This window comes from Halorubrum sp. Eb13 (assembly GCF_002252895.1).
In the GTDB taxonomy this organism is placed as follows: domain Archaea; phylum Halobacteriota; class Halobacteria; order Halobacteriales; family Haloferacaceae; genus Halorubrum.
The window spans coordinates 1-688 of sequence record NZ_NHPE01000093.1; positions in this window are offsets into that span (position 1 = coordinate 1).

Here is a 688-nt window from a genome sequence, read left to right on the forward strand (position 1 = left end):
CTCATGCCTGCCCACGAGACAAAATCCGCGGATACCGTTTTAGCCGAAGAGACCGGTGACCCCGTGGAAAAGTTCTCTGCTGACGACAAGCCGGTTCCGGAGTTCGACGAGCTCGAATCGGTTCCGGAAGCGGAACGGTAGGCGGCTACTCGCTTCGCGGACCGTATCTCTCAAGGAGATTCCCGGCACGTTTTTCGAAAAAACGCTCACAGTACGCTGGTGCGTTCTCGGCGCTCACCGGCGGGAANNTCTCGATATAAATCGAGATGAAGTCGCTCGGCCTCAACGTCGTGTCCCCACGCTGAGTCGGGGTGATGATCGAACCGCGCGGCCTGTCGCCAGTCGCGTTTTCCGTATCGCTGACCGACGTTCTGTTCGAGTTGAACGACGAACCAGTCAACCTTCCCGTCCGAAACGGCCATTTCCAGATTTATCCGCGAGAGGCCGTACTCGATGGGAGTTTGGTACTCCACGTCAGGGCTATCATGCCGATGGTCGGGAGTTGACCGGTTCGTCATATAAAATTGGGAGAGGCGCGTTCTTACCTCAGCACTCCGACCAGCCGCACGACTCGCACGTCTTGCAGCCCTCGGAGTAGTAGAGGTTCATCCCGCCGCAGTCGGGACACTCGGGCGACTCGCCCGCCGCGATCAGCTCCTGCATCGCGTCGTCGGCGTCGGCCGCGTCG